Source organism: Paracoccus aestuariivivens (genome assembly GCF_009711225.1).
GTDB classification, from domain to species: domain Bacteria; phylum Pseudomonadota; class Alphaproteobacteria; order Rhodobacterales; family Rhodobacteraceae; genus Paracoccus; species Paracoccus aestuariivivens.
This window is the reverse complement of record NZ_WMIE01000001.1, coordinates 160276-182202: the sequence shown is the minus strand read 5'-3', so window position 1 is coordinate 182202 and position 21927 is coordinate 160276. Positions and strand designations below refer to the sequence as shown.

Genomic DNA, 21927 nt, shown 5'->3' with positions numbered 1-21927 from the left:
CATGGGGGCGCAGCGGTCACACCACGCGCCATCGGCGTCCGGGGGAGAGGCGGCGAGTGAAAGTTTGATCGAGAATGATGACCATTGGCCTCGATTCGGGCAAATTCCCTTGACCTTTTGCGGTCGCTTCTGTTGAAGCGGCCCGAACCCATTGGGTCATAGACGACGAAGGGCTGGTCCGGAATGGAAGACAATAACCGCAACCTCATATTGGCGATGGTCCTCTCGGCCCTCGTCATTCTTGTCTGGTCGATCTTCTTCGCTCCGGAACCCGTGCCTCCGGCACCGCAGACCGCGCAGACGCAAGCGGTTGACGGTCAGCCTGTGGTCGGCGCACCGGCTGCGGGACAAGGGGGCGCTGCGCCCGCCCTTGCCGGTGGCGACAGCGCCAGCGCGGACCCTTCGGCAAAAGCCGGTCGCCTGCAGATCGAATCGCCCTCGCTGAAAGGCTCGATCTCGCTGGCTGGTGGCCGCATCGATGATCTCGCGCTGACCGGCTATCACGAGACGCTTGATCCGGGCTCGCCCAATGTCCGTCTATTGGCGCCGACAGCCCAGATGCAACTACAGGCCGAAGGTTCGCCCGTCGCGCCCGGTGGCAATCTGGAAGCGACGGTGCAGAAGCCCTATTACGCAGTCTACGGCTGGATGCCCGCCGCAGGGACCGATCCGGCTCTGGTCCCCGGTCCGGCAACCGTGTGGCAGATCGAGTCCGGCGATGTGCTGGCCCCCGGCAAACCCGTTACCCTGCGCTGGGACAACGGCGCAGGGCAGATCTTCCGCCGCACCTATGCGCTGGATGAAAAATTCCTGTTCACGATCAGCCAGTCGCTGGAAAACACCGCCCAGACGCCGTTCTCGGCGGCGCCTTATGGTATTCTCGCGCGTCACGGCAAACCCGACACGCAGAACTACTACGTTCTTCACGAGGGCGCGGTCGGCATGACCGATGGCGAGCTGCTGGAGAAGAAGTACAAGAATATCACCGAGCTTGATGCGGTTGCGGGCGAAGGGCCCGCCGAACTGATCGAGGTCAAGGAAAACGGCTGGATCGGGTTCACCGACAAATACTGGATGACGACTCTGGCACCGGCGCCGGGCAGCTCATTCACCGCTGTGGTGAAATATGCCCCCGGTGCGGACATCTTCCAGACCGAGGCACGGATGCCGGTACAGACCGTTGCTCCCGGCGCGACCGGCACCAGCTCGAGCTACCTGTTCGCGGGTGCGAAGGTCTGGGAAACCATCAATGGTTATCAGGAAAACCCCGGCATCGACCGCTTTGTCGACTCGATCGACTGGGGCTGGTTCTACTTCCTGACTAAACCGATCTTCCGCCTGCTGCATTGGTTGCACGGCCATATCGGCAATATGGGTTGGTCGATCATCGCGCTAACCTTCATCCTGAAGCTGCTGGTCTTCCCGCTGGCGCGCAAATCTTACATCTCGATGGCGAAGATGAAGGAATTGCAGCCGCAGATGGAGGCGATCAAGGAACGCACCGGTGACGACCGGATGAAGTACCAAAAAGAGGTCATGGAGCTTTACAAGCGCGAGAAGGTCAATCCCGCCGCAGGCTGCCTTCCGGTCCTGCTGCAGATCCCGATCTTCTTCTCGCTGTATAAGGTGATCTTCGTCACGATCGAACTGCGTCACGCGCCTTGGGTCGGCTGGATCACTGACCTTTCGGCTCCGGATTCGTCTAGCCTGTGGAACCTGTTCGGTCTGCTGCCCTGGGCCACGCCCGGACAAGGCTCGATGTTGCACAGCTTCACCTTGCCTGCGCTGGCGATCGTCCTGGGCATCTCGATGTGGATGCAGCAGAAACTGAACCCGGCTCCCGCCGATCCGGCGCAGAAGATGATCTTTGCCTGGATGCCGTGGATCTTCATGTTGATGCTGGGCAGCTTTGCCTCGGGTCTGGTGCTGTACTGGATCACGAACAACCTCATCACCATCGGGCAGCAATACACGATCATGTCGATGCACGGGCACCGTCCCGACTTCTTCGGCAACATCAAATCCGGCATTCCGTCCCGTCCGAAGAAGGGCGACGACAAGGCTGGAACGAAAGGCGGAAAATGATTGCGACAATCGCCCGGATCCGCCGCCACCCGATCAAGTCGATCGGTGGCGAGGATATGGCCAACGCGCGGCTGACAGCGGCGCGTCGGCTTCCGGGTGACCGCTTGTGGGCGATACTTACCGAAGCGGGTGAGCGTCATGCAGGCGAGGGGGGAAATCCCCAGCGCTGGTTGCCGAAATCCTGCTTTGTACGCGGCGTGGCTTCGGCTGCGCTGCAAGCCATTCAGGGCGGCTGGGTCAACGGCGCGCCGCATGGTGCCATACGCCTGACACATCCTGACCTGGCTGATCTGGTCTTCGATCCCGAAACCGAAGCCGCGCGGCTGATCGACTGGGTTGCCCCGCTGTGGCCCGCCGATAAGCCCTCTGCAACGCGTTTGGTCCAAGGTCCGACCGGCTGGACCGATGTGAACCAGCCCTGGCTGTCGATCCTGTCGCTTTCCAGCTTGCGCGATCTTGAGAACCGGGTGGGACACCCCCTTGGGATCGAGCGTTGGCGTGGCAATCTTTGGGTCGATGGATGGCCGCCTTACGCCGAACGCGATCTGGTGGGCCGGATTCTGAATATCGGCGATGTCGAGTTGCGGGTTACCGAAACCATCGGTCGCTGCGCCGCGACCAGCGCCAACACGAACACGGGCCGTCTTGACTGCGACATGCCAGCCGCGCTGACCGCTGCATTCGGCCATCATGACTTTGGTATCTATGCCGAGGTCGTTACCGGCGGCGAGATCGCCCTCAAAGACGAGATTCGCGCATGAAGGTTTCCTTCCCGATCGCTCCTGAACCCGAAGCAGAGATTGCCGAAGAGGCTCGCCTGCTTTTCGCGGGGCCAATCGACTTTCTCAAGGGCGTCGTCGCCATGGATGGCCTACCGCCAGCCGACCGCCCCGAAGTTTGCTTCGCCGGCCGCTCGAACGTCGGGAAATCTAGCCTGATCAATGCGTTGACGGGACGTAAGTCGCTCGCTCGAGCCTCGAATACGCCGGGCCGTACGCAAGAGGTCAACTATTTCACCCTGGGCGAAAAGGCCTATCTGGTCGACCTTCCGGGCTACGGTTTTGCCAAGGCGCCGGTCGCCGTTGTCGCCAAATGGCAGGCCCTGTTGAAGAACTACCTGCAGGGCCGTCCGACGCTGCGTCGTGCCTTCGCGCTGATCGACTCGCGCCATGGGGTCAAGGATGTCGATCACGAGATCCTGCGTCTGCTGGACCGCGCCGCCGTGCCGTTTCAGGTTGTCCTGACCAAGACCGACAAGATCAACCGTCAGGAACTGGATGCAGTCGTGAAGCAGGTCGAAGAGGCGCTGCAAAAACATCCCGCCGCCTATCCCGAGATTGTCGTGACCAGTTCGGAAAAGGGTGAGGGAATCGCGACGCTCCGTGCGATTATCGCCGGGCTTGACTAAGGCGTGAGCCTTGCCGTTGTCGGTCTGGACCTTGCCGGGGCTTGGTCCTAGTGTCACCGCCGATCTACGGGGGCTCCTGATGAGAAAGCAAGACATGAACCGTGACTGGATTCCTACCGCTCGCACCCTTTCGGAAGCGCTGCCCTATATGCAGCGATACTCCGGCGCGGTCGTGGTGGTGAAATTCGGCGGCAATGCCATGGGCGACGATGTCGCCATGGCAGAATTTGCCCGAGACATCGTGCTGATGAAGCAGGTCGGTATCCATCCGGTCGTGGTCCATGGCGGCGGGCCGATGATCAACGATCTTCTGGGCAAGCTGGGCATCGAAAGCCGTTTCGTTCGCGGCAAGCGCGTCACCACGCGCGAGACCGTCGAAGTGGTCGAGATGGTGCTGTCTGGCCTTGTGAACAAGCGCATCGTGCAGGCGATCAACGACGCAGGCGGGCGCGCTGTCGGGATCTCGGGCAAAGATGACGACCTGATGGTCTGCGAGGCAGACGATCCCGAACTGGGCTTCGTCGGTCGCCCGGTCGAGATGAACGTGCAGATCATCCGCGACCTTTACAATGCGGGTTTGATCCCCGTCATCGCGCCGGTCGCGACGGGTATGGAAGACAACGAGACCTTCAACGTGAATGGCGACACCGCTGCCGGTGCCATCGCGGGTGCGCTCAAGGCGGATCGTCTTCTGCTGCTGACCGATGTGGCGGGGGTCAAGGATGCCTCGGGCGAGGTCGTGACCTCGATGCATCCCGATCAGGTTCGCGCGATGATCGCTGACGGGACGATTGCGGGGGGCATGATCCCCAAAACCGAGACGGCGCTGAAGGCCGTGGAGGAGGGTGTTCGCGCCGTCGTCATCCTGGACGGACGCGTTCCGAACGCCAGCTTGCTCGAGCTTTTCACCGAACACGGTGCCGGTTCTTTGATCCGCACGACCGAGCCGCGGGTGAAACCCCGGGGTCTGCGACAAGGTGGCACGGGACTGTAGTCGGTTTAGCGGAAACGAGCGCTTGCCCGTCTAGCGAAAGCTGTGGCAGGTTTGCTTGAAATTTCCACGGCCGAAAAGGCAATTCCATGACACCTCTCGGACACTGCCGGCTGATCCTGACCCGCCACGCCAAATCGTCTTGGGATGATCCCTCGCAAGCTGACCACGACCGGCCGCTGAATGATCGCGGCCGGCGCGCGGCGCGCGCACTTGGCGATTGGCTGGCCAGCCGCGGCTACGAACCCGAAGAGGTGCTATGCTCGACCTCGCATCGCACCCGCGAAACATGGGAACGCGTTGCGGTTGCGCCGCTGGAGGTTCGTCCGCATCTGCGCCTCGAACCCGGTCTGTACCACGCCTCACCCGAAAAAATGCTGGAAATCCTGCGTACTGCGAGTGAGCCTACAGTAATGCTGCTGGGCCATAATCCCGGCATTGCCGAATTTGCCGCCATGCTTCCGGCGCGTGTGCCGGTGGATCCCGAGTTCCGCCGCTACCCGACCGCTGCCACATTGGTTGTCGACTTCCAGATCGACAAATGGATCGACTTGCAGCCCGGTGAGGGCAGCGTGCTGGACTTCGTGCGCATCGACGGCCGCGCCTGAGCCTTTCCTAGCCTAAAACTGACAACTGAAATTCAGCATGCCGGTCCATGATCGGCGGGCCCCAAGGCCATTGCTATGGGCAATCCACGAATCCCGTGCTGGATGCGGTCTCGGAAACTTGACCATGCAAATTGGACAAATAAGCTGGGATTCGTTAGGCACTTCCGCGCGTTCGCTAGAGGTGAGTCTTCAGGCCTTCGCTTCCAATTCTGAGTAAAGGAACGATTGATGCCAGATTTCGTAATTTGGGAACTCGATAGCGTCGCGAGTGCTGGCGCGGCTTTCGATAATCCAAGCTCTGTCGATACCGGCATGGAGGGCACCACGCTTACCTTTGACCCCAATGCCGAACCGATCATGATGTCGGTCGTGGATGACGACAACCTGTTCCTTGACGGTTCCAGTTCGCAGCGTCTTGACGGCCCGCTGACGGTCAACGGGGTCGAATACGAAGACAATGTACGCGTCGATCCTGAATATGCATATACGATCATGCCCGAAGGTTCGGACGATCCGGCCGATGCGATCGAAATCTATGCCATCCGTCTGGATGGAGGTGGACCGATCGTCGGCTTCGCGGCTTCCGGCGATATCGACCCGAGCCAGACATATGTCTTTACGGGCGCATATGACGACGAACCCAGCACTTCCTACGATAACCTGTTCGTATGCTTTGCAGCACATACGCTGATCCGGACAAAACGCGGTGATCTGCCGGTTCATATGCTGCGTCAGGGCGATCTTTTGCAGACGCTGGACAATGGCTGTCAGCCGATTGTCTGGATTGGCCACAGCATCGTTCACGTCACCGACAAGACCGCGCCGGTCGTCTTTGAGCAGGGCGTGCTGGGGAACGAGGCCCGCCTGTCGGTTTCGCCGCAACACAGGGTTCTGGTGCGCTCGGAGACGGGCGGGCCGTCGCTGGTGGCTGCCAAGGCCATGTTGGGTATGCCGGGTGTGTCGCAAGCGAATGCGCGGCTTGCGCATTATTACCACGTCCTGCTTGAGCGCCACGAGTTGCTGCTGTCCGAAGGTGCGTCGACGGAAAGTTTCAATCCCGGCTTTCAGGGCTGGCAGATGTTGGGAAAACGCAATCAGCGCTCGCTGTCGCGCTTTGTGACGGCTCCGCTGCGCGGTCAGCATGTTTACTCGATGGCCCGTCCGGTGATCCGGCCCGGCCGCTGGACGATGGGTCCGCAAACCCAGCTTCGGGTTACCGCTTGAACTTCCGGCTGATCTGACAGGCGCGGCCCAATCGGCCGCGTCAGGGTGACAGCCGGATCGTTGCCGACCGAACGAATGAAAATAGGGCGCAGATGCGCCCTTTTTCATTCTCGAATTTCCTGTGAAGGAAATGGTAGCGGAGGAGGGATTTGAACCCCCGACACAAGGATTATGATTCCTCTGCTCTAACCAGCTGAGCTACTCCGCCACTGGAGTGCGGGCTAATTACGGCGAGTGGCGGGTGGCGTCAAGCGCTTTCGGAAAGAAATCTTGCCGAGGCGGAAGGTTTTTTCAATGACTTCGGCCCCCCCTGTGGCGACGTGATCATTTAAGGCGAAGCGATGGAAATCACGCGGGAATCCGCATCGGCGGAAACGAAAAAGGGGCAGCCGCGATCACGTGGCTGCCCCATTCAATCTGGAACTGAAGCGAATTAGGCCTTGGCGCGTACGACCTGCAGCAGCGGCATGACATCCGCCATCTCTGGCCCGCTTGCCTGACCGGTCAGGGCCTTGCGCAGCGGCATGAACAGGCCCTTTCCCTTACGGCCCGTCGCGTCTTTGACGGCTGCGGTGAACTCGCCCCAGGTCGCGTCCGTGTAAGGCGGCGGCGGCAGCAGCGTCATTGCCTGCGCGATGAAATCGGCATCCTCGGGTTCGATCAGCGGCTCGGCACCTTTCGAGAAGACCTCCCACCAGCCAGCCAGATCGTCCAGCTTGGTGATGTTTTTCGAGGCGACGCGCCAGAAGCGTTCGGCCAGTTCGTCAGGAACGCCAAGCGCCGCGATGCGATCCTTGACCACCTCGAAGGGTCGCGCCTGGTTCGCTTCGCGGGTCAGCGGCCATAGATCCTCGGCGTCGAATTTGGTCGGCGAAGCGCCGAATTGCGACGGCTCGAAATTCGCGGCCAGACTGTCCAGATCCATGCGCAGCTCGACCGGCTGCGACGAGCCAAGGCGGGCCATCAGCGACAGCAGGGCCTCGGGGGCGACGCCGGCTTCGCGCAGGTCCTTGATTGCCAGCACGCCGAGGCGCTTGGACAGTTCCTCGCCCTGTGCGCCGGTCAACAGGCTGTGATGCGCGAAAGCCGGAGGCTCGGCCCCCAGCGCGCGGATGATCTGGATCTGGGTCGCGGTATTCGTCACGTGGTCTGCACCGCGCACGATATGGGTCACGCCCATATCGGCGTCATCGACCGAGGACGCAAACGTATACAGCACCTGACCGTCGGCGCGGATCAGAACCGGGTCCGAAACGCTGGCCGCGTCGATCGAGATATCGCCCAAGATGCCGTCCGGCCATTCGATGCGTTCCTGATCCAGCAGGAAGCGCCAATAGCCGTCGCGGCCCTCGGAGCGCAGTTTGGCAATCTCGTCCGCGGACAGCTTGAGGCCCGCGCGGTCATAGACCGGCGGCTTGCCCATGTTCAGCTGTTTCTTGCGCTTCAGGTCCAGTTCGACCGGCGTCTCGAATACCTCGTAAAGGCGGCCGGATTTGCGCAGGCCGTCGGCGGCCTCGGCATAACGGTCAAGGCGGTCGGACTGGCGCTCAATCCGGTCCCATTGCAGGCCAAGCCATTCCAGATCGCGCTGGATGCCGTCGGCATATTCCTGCTTCGACCGCTCGCGGTCGGTGTCGTCAAGCCGCAGGATGAAGGTGCCGCCCGACTTACGCGCGATCAGGTAGTTCATCAGCGCGGTGCGGAGGTTCCCGACATGGATGTGGCCGGTGGGGGAAGGGGCGAAACGGGTCGTGGTCATGGACGTTCTCCTGTCGGCTTCGCTCTTTCACAAATGGCGGTTTTTGTCCATATCGGGGGCTAAAGATGAGGTAAGCAGATGCAAGACTGGAAGAATGCCGAGGCGCCCGACGCGGCCTTGATCGAAGAACTTGCCCGCGAGGCGATTGCCGGACTTCCGCCCGAATTCGCCGGACCTGCCGCACAGGTCGTCCTGCGGGTCGAGGACTTCGCTGGCGAGGAGTTCCTTGACGAGCTTGAGATCGACGATCCTCTGGAGCTAACCGGTCTTTATGACGGCGTGCCGATGACCGAAAAATCGGCGACCGAGCCGCAGCATTTCCCCGACACGGTCTGGCTGTTCCGTCGCGCCATTCTGGACGAATGGTCCAGCCGCGGCAATGTCACGCTGGGTGCGCTGGTCGGTCATGTCGTGATCCACGAATTCGCGCATCACTTCGGCTGGTCCGATGACGACATCGCCGTCATCGATCGCTGGTGGGAGTAAAACCCGCTTCGGCCTGACCGCTTCAGGCCGAATGCCTTAGACCCGAGGCATCCCCGCAGGACGCGCGGTGCGTTTCTGGGCGGCAATACGGAAGGGTGCGTTCGGCGCGCCATAGCCCTGATAGTTGCCCTGACGCTGAACCACTTCGAAGAAGAAGCCGTCCTTGCGAGGCATCGAGTAAAGCTGGAAGAACTGACCGCCCGCATCTTCGTCATACATGATATTGGCGCGGCGCAGCCTATCGGTCAGGGCGGGATCAAGCCCGAAGCGGGCCGCCAGATCGTCGTAATAGTTGGCCCCGATCCGCAGGGCAGGAAAGCCGCGTGCCTGAATGGCGGCGGCGGTGGCGAAAATATCGGCGCTGGCAAAGGCGATGTGCTGCACTGACGAGCCCAGACTTTCCTCGATAAAGCGTCCGGCCAGCGTGCGCCGCGCTTCGGCCCCGTTCAGGGTGACGCGCATTTTTCCCGACCGGATTGCTTGTGATCGCACCAGCCCGTCCGGATCGATCACATCTACCATCGGAGATTTCGAAGCCTCGAATATCTCGGTGTAGAACAGCGAAGAACTGAGCATCTCGTCATAGGGCATGGTCTGCGCAATGTGGTCGATGCCGATGATACCCGCGCCGTTCAGCGATTTCGACTCGGTCCGGAAATCGACCTGCCAGATGCGCGACAGGTCCGAGGCGCTGTCCAGAAAACGGATGACGCTGCCGCTGACTCCGCGAATGGCAGGAATCGACAATTCGCCAGCGCCGATCTCTTGCGTATGGGGCTGGGCCAGCAGAGCGGTCGCACGGGCGAAGCTTGCCTGAGCATCCGGTACATTCAGCCCGATTTCAGACACTGTCGTGCCATGTGCGACAAATGACGTGCGGGCAAAACCATGCGCGTCGGTATTCACCAGCAGGTTCACGTTACCCTGCCGCCAAAGTGTCACCGGTTTCGAGACATGGTTGCCCGCGGGCTCGAATCCGGTCGCCGACAGAAGGTCGGTCAGTTCGGTTGCGTCCTCGGGGCTGGTGGCGAACTCGATGAACTCGATCTGCTCGACCGGGGCCGGCGGCGGGAAGTCGGGCAGATCCACGGACAGGGCCGGTTCCTCGCGCCTTGCGCGATCCTGCAATGCGATCAGGCTGCGATGCCCGTCCAGCGCGACCAGACGCGGCAGGCCAGCACGGAACTGGTCGTTGAAAATCTCGAGGCTGAGCCAGCCATCGTAGCCCGTCGCCAGTACCGCCCGCATGAAGGCTGAAACTTCAAGATCGCCCTCTCCGGGCATGTTGCGGAAGTGGCGCGACCAATACAGCAGGTCCATATCAATGGCGGGCGCGTCGGCAAGCTGGACGAAAAAGATCCGGTCGCCGGGGATCGAGCGGATCGAATCGGGGTCTATCTTGCGACCCAATGTGTGGAAGCTGTCGAGGATCAGGCCAATATTTGGATGGTCGGCGCGGCGCACCACCTCCCATGCGTCGCGGTGGTCGTTGACGAAGCGGCCCCAGCACAGGGCCTCGTAACCGACGCGGACGCCATGTTGCGCGGCCAGATCGCCAAGCTCGTGGAAATCGGCGGCCATGCGGTCGATGCCCCCCATGGCGGCGGGATGCAGCGAGGAACAGAACAGCACAAGGTCCGTGCCGAGCTGGTTCATCAGTTCGAACTTGCGGGCGGCGCGGGCGAAGGCTCGGTTGCGATGCGGCTCGGGCAGGCCTTCGAAATCGCGGAAGGGCTGGAACAATGTGATCTCTAGCCCGTGGTCGCGGACCATCCTGCCGACCTCGGTCGGACTGAAATCCGAAGCGATGAAATCCTGCTCGAAGATCTCGATCCCGTCGAAGCCTGCCGCCTGAATGGCAGCCAGTTTTTCGGTCAGGTTGCCCGAAAGCGAGACGGTGGCGATCGAGGTCTTCATGCTGCGTTTTTCCTCCGAGTTCCAAGCCCAAGGGCTTGCTGCCTTGATGAACGAAACGGGTGAAAAAACAAGACCACATCCCCCGCCGCATGGGGGCCGTGATACGAAGCGGGCTTTTCCGCTGCGGATTTTTCTGGCAGCAACGTCGCGCAAACCGGATAGTGGGACGCATGACGCGACAGCGGGAATCATATGGGCAGGGTGTGTGCGGGGAATTCCTGCGCATGCTGGCACTTGTCCTGCTGATCCCTTTCCTGTGCTCGTCCTTGGTGATGTCGGGTGCCATGCCCGCCGTCGACACCGAAGGGCGGGTCACAGTCATCCTGTGCGGCAGCGACACGCCGATCGAGATGGCCTTGGCCGCCGATGGCACGGTCGAACCGATTTCCGAGAAAAATCCGAACCAGCCGCATCAGCCTTGTATCTGGAGCAGCCACGCCCAACACGCGCTGAATGCCGTGCAACCGGTCGTGCTGCCATCCCGCAACTCGCGGGGACAGGAGTTTGCGTTGGCGCGGGCGGCTTTGCCTGTGTTGCCCGGGCCGGTTCCTCCGATCGCGCGCGGTCCACCTGTCCGCATGTAAACTCCTTCGCCGCAGGACCGTGATCCTGCACGACAGACTGTTTACCGGATGACTAAAATGAAAATGACGATCTCCATTGCTGCGCTTGGCGCTTCGCTGTTGCTGGCCGCTGGCCCCGCTTTTGCCCATGCTACGCTGGAGCAGACCGAGGCCCCTGCGGGCGCCACCTATAAAGCGGTGGTCCGCATCGGGCATGGTTGCGGCTCGAAGCCGACCAAGACGCTACGCGTGCAAATTCCCGACGGTTTCTACAATGCCAAGCCGATGCCGAAGGCCGGATGGACCCTGAAAACCGTGACCGGCGACTATGCCCGACCGTTCGACAATCACGGCACCCAGATGACCAAGGGCGTGCGCGAGATCATCTGGACCGGAGGCGAACTGCCCGATGAATGGTACGACGAGTTTGTCTTCCGTGGCACGGTCGGACCCGATGTCGTTGCGGGCAGCACGATCTACTTCCCGACGATCCAGGAATGCGGCACGGCGAAAGAGGCCTGGATCGACGTGACCGGCGCAGAGGGTGTCGCGAATCCGGCTCCGGCGCTGAATGTCACCGAAGCGAAGGGGAACGGACACGCGCATCACGGTGCTGCCGCGCCAAGCCATGGCGATCACGCCGCCGCCGAAATTACGGTGGGTGATCTGAAGATTTCGTCACCTTTCAGCCGCGCGACCCCTCCGGGCGCACCGGTGGGCGGCGGCTTTTTGACTGTCGCGAATGGCGGGTCCGCCGATGATCGTCTGGTCTCTGCCTCAAGCCCCGCCGCCGAGAAAGTCGAAATTCACGAGATGGCCATGGAGGGTGACGTGATGAAGATGCGCCAATTGCCCGATGGTCTGCCGATTCCCGCGGGTACGAGTGTCGATCTGAAACCGGGCGGCTTCCACCTGATGCTGATGGGCCTGAAGCAGCCGTTGATCGAAGGTGAATCCGTGCCGCTGACGCTGGAGTTCGAAAAAGCGGGTAAGGTCGATCTGTCGCTGCAGGTCGGACCGATGAACGCCAAGGGAAATGAACATGCGCACCACTGATCCTTTGCGGCTGATCCGCTGGCTGCTTTGGACGTTGGTCGGGCTGGCTGCGCTGGCGGCGGCATGGTTCATGGTGATATCGCCCCGATTGCAAACCCTCAGCGAGGCCGGAACCGACAATCTGGGTCGCGGTGACTACCGGTTGGTGGCCACAGACGGTTCGACCTTTACTCAGGACAGCCTCAAAGGGCAGCCCACGGCGGTATTCTTCGGATTCACCCATTGTCCGGATGTCTGTCCGACGACGCTGGGCGAAGTCGCAGGCTGGCAGGAAGAACTGGCGGCGCAGGGCAAGACGCTGCGTGTTCTCTTCGTCACTGTCGATCCCGAGCGCGACACGGCTGAAAAGTTGCAGGAATATGTCTCGTGGGTGCCGGGTGTGATCGGCGTGACCGGAACGCCCGAGGAGATTGCCAAGGCCACGAAAGCCTTCCGCGTCTATGCCCGCAAGGTGCCGAACGATGATGGCTACACGATGGATCATTCGGCGATGACGCTGCTGTTTGACCAGAACGGCCGCTATTCCGGCCTGATCGGCTATCAGGAGGATCCCGCCCGCACCAAAGTCAGTCTTGAGAAACTGACAAAGGGCTGAACCGCCCCGTACGCCGGGCGTTCGCGCCCGGCATCGCGGTTTTTCAATCGGAAATGCCTGCAAGCGTGGCTGGGGCAGGGTCTTGCCTGCGTCCTTGCTTAGGATGTGGGTGATTTGAGGCGCTGGCGGGCGTTACGCTGGCTTGCTTCCTCTGCCCTATGTAGGAATCATTACAGGGGTTGTCAATAAACTCAATTAAATCATATACTTGACTTTTTTAATTGGGTTTTGCCCGTAACCTGCAAATGTCTGGAAACGCTGATCTTTGCTCTGCGCGCCCTTGACGATATCTGGCTCTGGGTTAGCTTGGCACGCGAACGAAAGCGGGGGTGTTTCATGGATCTGATGGGCAAGGCGACTGAACTGGTCGGCGCAGCGATGGTCGCGTTGCGGCGCAAGGATGTGCCCGGCGGTCAGGCCATTGGCGCGACCCCCGCGATTCCCAAGGCCAAAGAGCAGGGGATCATGACCCTGAAAATGCCGACCGCGACAGGTTGGTCGAATGGTCGCAAACCGGCGGCTGCTCCGGGGTTGCAGGTGAATGCCTTTGCGGCCGATCTGCACCACCCGCGCTGGATCGAGGTGCTGCCGAATGGCGACGTTCTGGTCGCTGAATCGATGCAGGCCGATCGCAAGCCGCGCTCGCTGATGGATCATGCGATGATCGCGACCATGCGGCGGGCTCGTGCCGTTGGGGAAAGCGCCAACCGCGTCAGCCTGTGGCGTGATCTGGATGGTGATGGCGTTGCCGAACATCGCGAGGTTTTTGTCGAAAAGCAGAATCAGCCATTCGGCATGGCGCTGGTCGGAGACCGTTTCTATCTTGGCAATACCGACGGCATCTACGCGTTCGATTATGATCGCGCGACCGGACGCCTGTCGGGCAATGGCAAGCGTTTGGTCGAGTTCAAACCGGGTGGCCACTGGACCCGCAGCCTGATCGCATCCAGCGACGGCAAGCGGCTTTACGCGGGTGTCGGCTCGCTCAGTAATATCGGTGATGAAGGGCTTGAGGTCGAAATCGGTCGCGCCGCCATCTGGGAATTTGAGATCGAGACCGGCAAGGCCCGGATCTTTGCGGGCGGGTTGCGCAATCCTGTCGGCCTTGCATGGGAGCCGCAGACCGACGCGCTGTGGACGGTCGTGAACGAGCGTGACGGCTTGGGCGATGAGACTCCGCCCGATTACCTGACCTCGGTCAAGGATGGTGGGTTCTATGGGTGGCCCTATTGCTATTGGGGCCAGACCGTCGATGACCGCGTTCCCCAAGACGCGGGACTGGTCGCCAGCGCGCTCCAGCCGGATTATGCGTTGGGCGGTCATACCGCCTCGCTTGGTCTGTGCTGGATGCCCGAGGGCACGTTGCCGGGCTTTCCCGACGGGATGGTCATCGGCCAGCACGGGTCATGGAACCGCGCGATCCTGAGCGGCTACAAGATGATCTTCGTGCCGTTCAAGGACGGCAAGCCTTCCGGTCCCCCGCGTGACATCCTTTCGGGATTTCTGTCTGCCGACGAAAAGCAATCCTATGGCCGCCCGGTCGGCGTTGCCGTGGGGCCGGATGGCAAGTCGTTGTTGATGGCCGATGATGTGGGCGACGTGATCTGGCGGGTCAGCGCCGCCTGATCTCGCCAGAATTATGTTCGGGCGTTGATCACGTGGCCCGATCGTCTGGCAGTGCTGGTCTAGCCGTCCTGTTGCGTCGTTTGCCTCGGCCGACGACGCAATCTTGTTGGTCGGCGCGGTCATGCTTCAGTCAAACAGTCTCGGAATGCCGACTTTCGACGGGTATGATCCGCCTCCTTTCCCGTCAGGGAACGTTACTCCAAGCTTCGGGTTCCTGAGCGAGCGTTTGACATTTTCCGGCTGTGAGGGTTCATGCGCCCAAATTCCACGCCCGGCGAAGGAGAAGCGGATGACTGAGATCCCGCAAGTGACGGAACTGCGCGCCCTGGGCGACGAGACCAAGGCCGCAGAGCTTTTGGCCTATCACAAGGTGCCGCGCACCTATCTGGGCGTTTCGGTGCCGGTGATTGACGGATTGGCGCGGCATTGGCGGACCGATCTCGATATCGAGGCGCGGCTTGAACTGGCCCGCCAGCTATGGGCGACCGACATCCATGAGGCTCGCGTGGCAGCTGCCAAACTGCTGACACAAGCGCGCATTCGCCCCGATGATAGCGGAGCTTGGAGGTTGATCGCTTCATGGGTGCCGCAATTCGATGGCTGGGCGATTGCGGATCATGTGATGAAGGCCGGTGAAAAGCGTCTGGTCGCCGATCCCTCGCGTCTGGACGAGGTCGATGGCTGGCTTGCCGAGCCGAATTTCTGGGTCCGTCGCGCCGCATTGGTCGGCACTTTGCCCTGGACGCATCTGCGCAACCCCAAACCCGACGAGACCGAGCAGCGCGAACGGGTGCTTGGCTGGCTGGAGCGTTTGGCCGACGACCGCGAGAACTTCATCCAGAAGGCCATTGGCTGGTGGCTGCGTGAACTTTCGAAGCATGATCCGGAACGCGTCAGCGCGTGGGTCGAGGCGCATGGCGCGCGCCTCAAGCCCTATGCCCGCCGTGAGGCGGTGCGCTGGATCAAAGATCAGCCTTCGTAAACTTCGATCGCGGGCAGGTCGGTCAGGCTGACGCCCAGCATTTGCAGCGCGGGCAGCGAGACCTGACTGCCCCCGCTTGCGGGGCCGCTCAAGGGAATCAGCGTGACATTGGCCGATTTTCCGGTCGCGGGGTTCACGATGCGCCCATTGGTTTCGGATGTCACCAGCGGAGTCTTGATCCAGAAACCCGGCTGCGAGGGGTCTCCGAGCGAAGCGATGGTCGTGCCCAGTTTGCGCTGTCCGCCTTGAGGGGTGGAAGCAGCCTGCGCCTTTTCGGTCTGCGTGGTGGTATCTAGCTGGGCCGCCGTTTGCGCCCCCGCCACACCGATGGTCGATGCCGACACGGTCTTGCCCGAACTGCGCGGTGCGGTAGCGCCCGCGATTGCGGCGGATTCAGTGGTGACGCCGACATCATCGGCCCCGCTACCGGGCCGTGCGGATTGCTTGGCGCTGTCCCCTTGGTTGCAGGCCGCAAGGGCGAGAATAGTCATCACGCCGCAGAGGCGCAGGAACGGTTTGGTCATCTTCATGCCCTCGTCCTCTTCTATGTAATGTTGTGGAAGGCTACCTTTCGCGGGGGCAGAATGTCCACCGGAACCCTGAATCTTGGTTGCGACAATCTTAACCAAACGGCGCGCTTGTTCCGTTCACGGGCCGATCCTATGTTATCCTCATGGATACGCATGCCCCGCTTATCGATCCTTTTGCGCGACCGATCACCTATCTTCGGGTTTCGGTGACGGATCGCTGCGATTTTCGCTGCACCTATTGCATGTCAGAGCATATGCAGTTCCTGCCCAAAAAGGATCTGCTGACGCTTGAGGAACTGGATCGGCTTTGTTCTGTCTTTGTCGATATGGGGGTGCGCAAACTGCGGATCACCGGCGGCGAACCTTTGGTGCGGCGCAACATCATGCAGTTCTTCCGTGCCATGTCGCGCCATCTGGGGCAGGGGCTGGATGAATTGACCCTCACCACCAATGGCAGCCAGTTGTCGCGTTTTGCGGGCGAATTGGCTGATTGCGGTGTGCGGCGGGTCAATGTCTCGCTGGATACACTGGATGAAGACCGTTTTGGCAAGATCACCCGTTGGGGCCGTCTGCCGCAGGTTCTTGAGGGGATTCAAGCCGCCAAGGCCGCCGGAATCCGCGTCAAGATCAACACGGTCGCGCTCAAGGGGTTCAATGAGGACGAGCTTTTCCAACTGCTGGATTGGTGCGCGGAGAACGACCACGATCTGACCTTCATCGAGGTCATGCCGATGGGCGACATGACCGAAAATGAACGGCTGGGGCAATATTGGCCCTTGTCGGATCTGAGTAGACGGCTGGAGGAACGCTTTTCGCTGACCCCGTTGGCCGAACGGACCGGAGGACCGGCGCGCTATGTCCGGATCGACGAAACCGGCCAGAAGATCGGGTTCATCACGCCGCTGACCCATAACTTCTGCGAAAGCTGCAACCGCGTGCGCATGACCTGCACCGGAGAGCTTTATATGTGCCTCGGGCAAGAGGATCGCGCCGATCTTCGCACGCCGCTGCGGGCCAGCGAAAGCGACATGCCGCTGCGGCAGTCGATCCGCGATGCTATCTTGCACAAGCCCAAAGGGCATGATTTCGATTATTCGCGCCAGCATGTCTCGGGGCAGATGAGCCGCTACATGAGCCATACCGGCGGTTGATCAACGATAGTCCAGCGTCACGATGTTCTTGATGTGGCGTGCGCCGCGCAAATCGCCGGGAACGACCATGCGCAATCCGTCGGGAATCGGCGCGCCGTTCATTTCGTAAGCCAGCAGGACAGGGCGGTTGCCGAATTCCGGTGCGATTTCCCCGACCGAGAAGACGACCTGATGGCCATCGCTTGCGGTGACGAGCAGGCTGTGACGCAGCGCCGCTTTGTGGTCATCGGTCATGATGCCGGTCGCGGTCAGCAGATCCCATAGCAAGACGCCCTTGTAGATGCCGGATTCGATGCCCTTAGAACTGCGATATACCGTCGTCGTTTCTGTTGCCGACAGGGCCGCGAGGCTCGTCGCATCCAGTGTCGCCGGTTTCTGGTCGGGCGCGTTCAGCACTACCATGTCCGCCGAAAAAGCTCTGCCCGCCCAGAGCAGAGCCAGGGCGAGCAGAACAGGGAGGGAAGCGATTCGATATATACCGATATGCATAACGAAACGCTAGCAAATGCCTTTGGTCGAGGCAATCTAAAGCTTGGACTGGAAAATGTTCGCGTGATGTTCTGATCCGCGGTTGCCATTTTCGGCCAGATGCCTATCTGTTGCCCTTGGCGGAATCAGGACGTGCAGATGGAACAGAAGTTCATCGAGGTTCGCGGCGCGCGCGAGCACAATCTGAAAAACGTGGACATGGATATTCCGCGCGACAAGTTGGTGGTGATCACCGGCCTGTCCGGCAGCGGGAAGTCCAGTCTCGCTTTCGATACGATCTATGCCGAAGGGCAAAGGCGCTATGTCGAAAGCCTGTCGGCCTATGCACGGCAGTTCCTTGACATGATGGGCAAGCCGGATGTGGACCATATCAGCGGTCTTTCTCCGGCGATCTCGATCGAGCAGAAGACCACGTCCAAGAACCCGCGGTCGACCGTCGGGACTGTTACGGAAATCTACGACTACCTGCGCCTACTTTTCGCCCGCGCCGGCACGCCCTATAGCCCTGCCACCGGCCTGCCGATCGAGGCGCAGCAGGTGCAGGACATGGTCGATCGCGTGATGGAGATGCCCGAGGGCACGCGCGCCTATCTGCTGGCCCCCATCGTCCGCGACCGCAAGGGCGAGTATAAGAAGGAATTCCTTGAGCTTCGGAAGCAGGGCTTCCAGCGCGTCAAGGTGAATGGCGAGTTCTACGAACTGGACGAGCCGCCGACTCTCGACAAGAAATTCCGTCACAATATCGACGTGGTCGTGGACCGCATCGTCGTGCGCGAGGGGATGGAGACGCGCCTCGCCGACAGTTTCCGTACCGCGCTGGATCTGGCCGATGGGATCGCTTTGCTGGAGACCGCCCCCGCCGAGGGCGATCCCGAGCGTATCACCTTCAGCGAAAACTTTGCCTGTCCGGTGTCGGGCTTCACGATTCCCGAGATCGAGCCTCGGCTGTTTTCCTTCAACGCGCCGTTCGGGGCCTGTCCGGTCTGTGACGGGTTGGGGATGGAACTGTTCTTTGACGAGCGTCTGATCGTGCCGGATCAGGCTTTGTCTGTGGCGCAGGGCGCGCTGGTGCCTTGGGCCAAGTCGAAATCGGCCTATCTGACCCAGACGATCAACGCGCTGGCCAAGCATTACGGTTTCGACAAGAAAACCGCGTGGAAAGACTTGCCCGAAGCGGTGCAGCAGATGTTCCTGCGCGGCTCGGGGGCGGACGAAATTCCGTTCCGCTTCGACGATGCTGGCCGCGTCTATGAGGTTACGCGCCAGTTCGAGGGCATCATCCCGAACATGGAGCGCCGTCTGCGCGAAAGCGATTCGTCGTGGGTGCGCGAGGAGTTCGAGAAATACCAGAACAACCGTCCCTGCGGCGCTTGCGAAGGTTACCGGCTGAAACCCGAGGCGCTGGCGGTCAAGATCGCGGGCAACCATATCGGGCATGTCACGCAGTTCTCGATCCGCGAGGCGTTGGCCTGGGTCGAGGCCGCGCCCAAGCACCTGAGCAAGCAAAAGAACGAGATTGCCGCCGCCATCCTCAAGGAAATCCGCGAGCGGCTGGGATTTCTTGTGAATGTGGGGCTGGATTACCTGACACTGTCCCGTGCAGCGGGGACGCTTTCGGGCGGCGAAAGCCAGCGGATCAGGTTGGCCAGCCAGATCGGCTCGGGCCTGACCGGTGTGCTTTATGTGCTGGACGAGCCGTCGATCGGGCTGCACCAGCGCGACAATGACCGGCTGCTGGGGACGCTGAAAGGGCTGCGCGATCAGGGCAATTCGGTCATTGTGGTCGAGCATGACGAAGATGCGATCCGCCACGCCGATTACGTTTTCGATATGGGGCCGGGGGCAGGGGTGCATGGCGGGCAGGTCGTGTCCAAGGGCACGCCCGCCGAAATCGCATCCGACCCCGCCAGCCTGACCGGCCAATATCTGTCCGGCGAGCGCGAGATCCATGTCCCCGACGAACGTCGCAAGGGGAAAGGCAAGGCCATCAAGGTCGTTGGCGCGACCGGCAATAACCTGAAGAACGTCACTGCCGAGTTCCCTCTGGGCAAGTTCGTTTGCGTGACCGGCGTGTCGGGTGGCGGCAAATCCACGCTGACCATCGAGACTTTGTTCAAGACTGCCAGCCTGCGTCTGAACGGGGCGCGCCAAACGCCTGCGCCCTGCGAGACGATCAAGGGGCTGGAACTGCTCGACAAGGTCATCGACATCGACCAGCGCCCTATCGGTCGGACGCCGCGTTCCAACCCCGCAACCTATACCGGCGCCTATACCCATATCCGCGACTGGTATGCGGGCCTGCCGGAATCAAAAACGCGGGGCTACAAGCCCGGCCGTTTCAGCTTCAACGTCAAGGGCGGCCGCTGCGAGGCCTGTCAGGGCGATGGCGTCATCAAGATCGAGATGCATTTCCTGCCCGACGTTTACGTCACCTGCGAGACCTGCAAGGGCAAGCGCTATAACCGCGAGACGCTCGAGGTTCAGTTCAAGGGCAAATCCATCGCCGATGTGCTGGATATGACCGTGGAGGACGCGCAGGAATTCTTCAAGGCCGTGCCCTCGATCCGGGAAAAGATGGATGCTCTGGTCGAGGTCGGGCTGGGGTATATCAAGGTCGGCCAGCAGGCCACGACGCTTTCGGGCGGCGAGGCGCAGCGGGTCAAACTGTCGAAGGAACTGTCGCGACGCGCGACGGGTAAGACGCTGTATATCCTAGATGAGCCGACCACCGGCCTGCATTTCGAGGATGTGCGCAAGCTGCTGGAAGTGCTGCACAGCCTTGTCGATCAGGGCAATACAGTCGTGGTGATCGAGCATAACCTTGACGTCATCAAGACCGCCGACTGGATCATCGATATCGGTCCCGAAGGCGGCGATGGCGGTGGCCGCATCGTCGCGGTCGGCACCCCCGAGGATGTGGCGCAAATTCCCGAAAGCCATACGGGGCGATACCTCGCGCCGATGCTTGAAGCGGCCCGCAGCCGGGCCGCCGAGTGAGTCCCGCACGCGGGTGGCAGCAGGCCGAAGGTGCAGGCATGGCGCTGGGTGGCGTCATGGTCGCGGGATTCGCGTCTCCGGGTTGGCCATGGTGGGCATGGCTGGTTGTGCTGATCGTGCCGGATCTGAGCTTGGCCGGATATCTCGCGGGCAAACGGATCGGCGCGGCAACCTACAATGCCGCTCATATCTATGCGCTGCCTTTTCTGCTGATGATGCTGGGCGTGGCGTCGGGCTCGACTGCGGTCATTTCGGCAGGAGGCTTGTGGCTGGCCCATGTCGGTGCGGATCGGGGGATTGGCCTTGGTTTGAAGCTGCCAAGCGGATTTCGGGACACCCATCTTGGCCAGATCGGACGCAATTCACCTGACTGAAATTCTTGGTTTTGGGTGGTGTTGCCGAGGATTCAGGCGGCAAGACTGTGGCCGCTGCTCCATGTTCCCGATACAGTCACGAACAATGCGGCCTCACCGTTGACCCTGCCCGCAGGCGGGGCTAAAGGGGCGCTTAGCCAAACCCATCGCGGGGCGCCAACGGGTTCCTGCGAGCGAAAGGGAGCCCAAATCCAGTGGAATACCTGCTGCAAGAATATCTGCCGATCCTGGTTTTTCTGGGAATGGCCTCCGCTTTGGCGATCGTGCTGATTCTGGCCGCCGCCATTGTCGCGATCCGCAATCCCGACCCGGAAAAGGTCAGCGCCTATGAATGCGGCTTCAACGCGTTCGACGATGCGCGGATGAAGTTCGATGTCCGGTTCTATCTGGTCTCGATTCTTTTCATCATTTTCGATCTCGAAGTCGCGTTCCTGTTCCCATGGGCAGTCGCCTTTGCGGGCCTGACCGAAGTCGCCTTCTGGTCGATGATGGTGTTCCTGGGCGTGCTGACGATCGGCTTTGCCTATGAATGGAAGAAAGGGGCGCTGGAATGGGCGTGATGACCGGTGCCAATACGGCTGGCGCGGATCGTGATTTCGCCACGGCCGAACTGAACCGTGAGTTGCAGGACAAGGGCTTCCTGCTGACCACGACCGAAGACATCATCAACTGGGCGCGCAACGGTTCGCTGCACTGGATGACCTTCGGTCTGGCCTGCTGCGCGGTCGAGATGATGCAAACCTCGATGCCGCGCTACGACCTCGAGCGTTTCGGCACCGCGCCGCGCGCGTCCCCGCGCCAGTCCGACCTGATGATTGTCGCGGGTACGCTGACCAACAAGATGGCTCCGGCCCTGCGCAAGGTCTATGACCAGATGCCAGAGCCGCGTTACGTCATCTCTATGGGCAGTTGCGCCAATGGCGGCGGCTATTACCATTACTCCTATTCGGTGGTGCGCGGCTGTGACCGTATCGTTCCCGTGGACATCTATGTTCCGGGCTGCCCTCCGACCGCCGAGGCATTGCTGTACGGCATCCTGCAACTTCAGCGTCGCATCCGGCGCACTGGCACGTTGGTGAGGTAAGC

At 61.2% G+C, this 21927-nt stretch carries 21 protein-coding genes and 1 tRNA gene; 17 read left to right on the top strand and 5 right to left on the bottom strand.

The annotated features are described in order from the left end of the window. The first annotated feature begins 183 nt into the window (after nt 1-183). The 6 genes from yidC to GL286_RS00895 all read left to right on the top strand — a co-directional run bounded on the left by yidC (nt 184) and on the right by GL286_RS00895 (nt 6316). Nucleotides 184-2085 (top strand): membrane protein insertase YidC, encoded by a 1902-nt coding sequence (yidC, locus tag GL286_RS00920; RefSeq protein ID WP_155093675.1) that lies wholly within the window; start codon nt 184-186, stop codon nt 2083-2085. Continuing rightward, a complete protein-coding gene (locus tag GL286_RS00915; protein ID WP_155093674.1) occupies nt 2082-2846 on the top strand; it encodes an MOSC domain-containing protein in 765 nt (254 codons plus the stop codon). Before yidC ends, GL286_RS00915 begins: the two co-directional genes overlap by 4 nt. Beyond that, complete coding sequence (gene yihA / locus GL286_RS00910) at nt 2843-3493, top strand: ribosome biogenesis GTP-binding protein YihA/YsxC (RefSeq protein ID WP_155093673.1); 651 nt, start codon at nt 2843-2845, stop codon at nt 3491-3493. Before GL286_RS00915 ends, yihA begins: the two co-directional genes overlap by 4 nt. Before the next feature lie 94 nt (nt 3494-3587). After that, on the top strand, nt 3588-4487 hold the full coding sequence (argB, locus tag GL286_RS00905) for an acetylglutamate kinase (protein ID WP_155094486.1): 900 nt from the start codon (nt 3588-3590) through the stop codon (nt 4485-4487). Between the two features lie 86 nt (nt 4488-4573). Next, the gene (locus tag GL286_RS00900) at nt 4574-5092 is read left to right on the top strand and encodes a SixA phosphatase family protein (protein WP_155093672.1); all 519 of its coding nucleotides are present in this window, start codon (nt 4574-4576) and stop codon (nt 5090-5092) included. Between the two features lie 228 nt (nt 5093-5320). Next, nucleotides 5321-6316: a Hint domain-containing protein gene (locus GL286_RS00895; protein ID WP_155093671.1), complete on the top strand. Its 996-nt coding sequence runs from the start codon at nt 5321-5323 to the stop codon at nt 6314-6316. Between the two features lie 131 nt (nt 6317-6447). Here the strand turns inward: GL286_RS00895 and GL286_RS00890 are convergent. Further along, nucleotides 6448-6524: transfer RNA gene (locus GL286_RS00890), tRNA-Met, on the bottom strand. A 225-nt stretch (nt 6525-6749) separates the two neighbouring features. Next, on the bottom strand, nt 6750-8075 hold the full coding sequence (gene gltX / locus GL286_RS00885; RefSeq protein ID WP_155093670.1) for a glutamate--tRNA ligase: 1326 nt from the start codon (nt 8073-8075) through the stop codon (nt 6750-6752). A gap of 78 nt (nt 8076-8153) precedes the next feature. On the opposite strand from gltX, the gene GL286_RS00880 reads away from it, so the two are divergent. Continuing rightward, nucleotides 8154-8561: a metallopeptidase family protein gene (locus GL286_RS00880; protein WP_155093669.1), complete on the top strand. Its 408-nt coding sequence runs from the start codon at nt 8154-8156 to the stop codon at nt 8559-8561. A 36-nt stretch (nt 8562-8597) separates the two neighbouring features. Here GL286_RS00880 and GL286_RS00875 read toward each other — a convergent pair whose 3' ends face one another. Next, on the bottom strand, nt 8598-10478 hold the full coding sequence (locus tag GL286_RS00875; protein WP_155093668.1) for a bifunctional sugar phosphate isomerase/epimerase/4-hydroxyphenylpyruvate dioxygenase family protein: 1881 nt from the start codon (nt 10476-10478) through the stop codon (nt 8598-8600). Between the two features lie 224 nt (nt 10479-10702). Between GL286_RS00875 and GL286_RS00870 the strand changes: the two genes are divergently transcribed. The 5 genes from GL286_RS00870 (at nt 10703) to GL286_RS00850 (ending at nt 15300) form a co-directional block, all read left to right on the top strand. Beyond that, a complete protein-coding gene (locus GL286_RS00870; protein ID WP_155093667.1) occupies nt 10703-11062 on the top strand; it encodes a hypothetical protein in 360 nt (119 codons plus the stop codon). 57 nt (nt 11063-11119) lie between these two features. After that, nucleotides 11120-12097, top strand: coding sequence for a copper chaperone PCu(A)C domain-containing protein (locus GL286_RS00865; protein ID WP_246184794.1), 978 nt, complete (start codon nt 11120-11122; stop codon nt 12095-12097). Beyond that, a complete protein-coding gene (locus GL286_RS00860) occupies nt 12084-12692 on the top strand; it encodes an SCO family protein (RefSeq protein ID WP_155093665.1) in 609 nt (202 codons plus the stop codon). Before GL286_RS00865 ends, GL286_RS00860 begins: the two co-directional genes overlap by 14 nt. Nucleotides 12693-13028: 336 nt before the next feature. After that, complete coding sequence (locus tag GL286_RS00855; protein ID WP_155093664.1) at nt 13029-14318, top strand: PQQ-dependent sugar dehydrogenase; 1290 nt, start codon at nt 13029-13031, stop codon at nt 14316-14318. 289 nt (nt 14319-14607) lie between these two features. Further along, on the top strand, nt 14608-15300 hold the full coding sequence (locus GL286_RS00850) for a DNA alkylation repair protein (protein WP_155093663.1): 693 nt from the start codon (nt 14608-14610) through the stop codon (nt 15298-15300). Here GL286_RS00850 and GL286_RS00845 read toward each other — a convergent pair. Beyond that, entirely contained in the window at nt 15288-15830 is a 543-nt protein-coding gene (locus GL286_RS00845; protein ID WP_246184793.1) for a hypothetical protein, read from the bottom strand. The two genes, GL286_RS00850 and GL286_RS00845, sit on opposite strands and share 13 nt — an antisense overlap. Nucleotides 15831-15973: 143 nt before the next feature. Here GL286_RS00845 and moaA point away from each other — a divergent pair, with 143 nt between their 5' ends. Continuing rightward, complete coding sequence (moaA, locus tag GL286_RS00840; RefSeq protein ID WP_155093662.1) at nt 15974-16981, top strand: GTP 3',8-cyclase MoaA; 1008 nt, start codon at nt 15974-15976, stop codon at nt 16979-16981. On the opposite strand, the gene GL286_RS00835 is transcribed toward moaA, so the two are convergent. Beyond that, complete coding sequence (locus tag GL286_RS00835) at nt 16982-17377, bottom strand: molybdopterin-dependent oxidoreductase (RefSeq protein WP_170294998.1); 396 nt, start codon at nt 17375-17377, stop codon at nt 16982-16984. It lies immediately after the preceding gene. Between the two features lie 231 nt (nt 17378-17608). Between GL286_RS00835 and uvrA the strand changes: the two genes are divergently transcribed. The 4 genes from uvrA to GL286_RS00815 all read left to right on the top strand — a co-directional run bounded on the left by uvrA (nt 17609) and on the right by GL286_RS00815 (nt 21925). Then, nucleotides 17609-20467 carry an excinuclease ABC subunit UvrA gene (uvrA, locus tag GL286_RS00830; protein WP_155093660.1) on the top strand — a complete coding sequence of 953 codons (2859 nt, stop codon included), beginning with the start codon at nt 17609-17611 and terminating at the stop codon, nt 20465-20467. Beyond that, on the top strand, nt 20464-20841 hold the full coding sequence (locus GL286_RS00825) for a DUF4260 domain-containing protein (RefSeq protein WP_343038805.1): 378 nt from the start codon (nt 20464-20466) through the stop codon (nt 20839-20841). The genes uvrA and GL286_RS00825 overlap by 4 nt, the downstream gene beginning before the upstream one ends. A gap of 194 nt (nt 20842-21035) precedes the next feature. Beyond that, entirely contained in the window at nt 21036-21401 is a 366-nt protein-coding gene (locus tag GL286_RS00820; RefSeq protein WP_170294997.1) for an NADH-quinone oxidoreductase subunit A, read from the top strand. Beyond that, a complete protein-coding gene (locus GL286_RS00815) occupies nt 21401-21925 on the top strand; it encodes a NuoB/complex I 20 kDa subunit family protein (RefSeq protein WP_155094482.1) in 525 nt (174 codons plus the stop codon). Before GL286_RS00820 ends, GL286_RS00815 begins: the two co-directional genes overlap by 1 nt. Nucleotides 21926-21927 lie beyond the last annotated feature (2 nt).

Coding starts and splice junctions, on each gene's coding strand:
- GL286_RS00850 (WP_155093663.1), top strand. CDS start 14,608: ATGACTGAGATCCCGCAAGTGACGGAACTGCGCGCCCTGGGCGACGAG.
- GL286_RS00895 (WP_155093671.1), top strand. CDS start 5,321: ATGCCAGATTTCGTAATTTGGGAACTCGATAGCGTCGCGAGTGCTGGC.
- yihA (WP_155093673.1), top strand. CDS start 2,843: ATGAAGGTTTCCTTCCCGATCGCTCCTGAACCCGAAGCAGAGATTGCC.
- GL286_RS00855 (WP_155093664.1), top strand. CDS start 13,029: ATGGATCTGATGGGCAAGGCGACTGAACTGGTCGGCGCAGCGATGGTC.
- uvrA (WP_155093660.1), top strand. CDS start 17,609: ATGGAACAGAAGTTCATCGAGGTTCGCGGCGCGCGCGAGCACAATCTG.
- GL286_RS00865 (WP_246184794.1), top strand. CDS start 11,120: ATGAAAATGACGATCTCCATTGCTGCGCTTGGCGCTTCGCTGTTGCTG.
- moaA (WP_155093662.1), top strand. CDS start 15,974: ATGGATACGCATGCCCCGCTTATCGATCCTTTTGCGCGACCGATCACC.
- GL286_RS00870 (WP_155093667.1), top strand. CDS start 10,703: ATGCTGGCACTTGTCCTGCTGATCCCTTTCCTGTGCTCGTCCTTGGTG.
- GL286_RS00845 (WP_246184793.1), bottom strand. CDS start 15,830: ATGAAGATGACCAAACCGTTCCTGCGCCTCTGCGGCGTGATGACTATT.
- GL286_RS00880 (WP_155093669.1), top strand. CDS start 8,154: ATGCAAGACTGGAAGAATGCCGAGGCGCCCGACGCGGCCTTGATCGAA.
- yidC (WP_155093675.1), top strand. CDS start 184: ATGGAAGACAATAACCGCAACCTCATATTGGCGATGGTCCTCTCGGCC.
- GL286_RS00860 (WP_155093665.1), top strand. CDS start 12,084: ATGCGCACCACTGATCCTTTGCGGCTGATCCGCTGGCTGCTTTGGACG.
- GL286_RS00900 (WP_155093672.1), top strand. CDS start 4,574: ATGACACCTCTCGGACACTGCCGGCTGATCCTGACCCGCCACGCCAAA.
- GL286_RS00875 (WP_155093668.1), bottom strand. CDS start 10,478: ATGAAGACCTCGATCGCCACCGTCTCGCTTTCGGGCAACCTGACCGAA.
- GL286_RS00815 (WP_155094482.1), top strand. CDS start 21,401: ATGACCGGTGCCAATACGGCTGGCGCGGATCGTGATTTCGCCACGGCC.
- argB (WP_155094486.1), top strand. CDS start 3,588: ATGAACCGTGACTGGATTCCTACCGCTCGCACCCTTTCGGAAGCGCTG.
- gltX (WP_155093670.1), bottom strand. CDS start 8,075: ATGACCACGACCCGTTTCGCCCCTTCCCCCACCGGCCACATCCATGTC.
- GL286_RS00915 (WP_155093674.1), top strand. CDS start 2,082: ATGATTGCGACAATCGCCCGGATCCGCCGCCACCCGATCAAGTCGATC.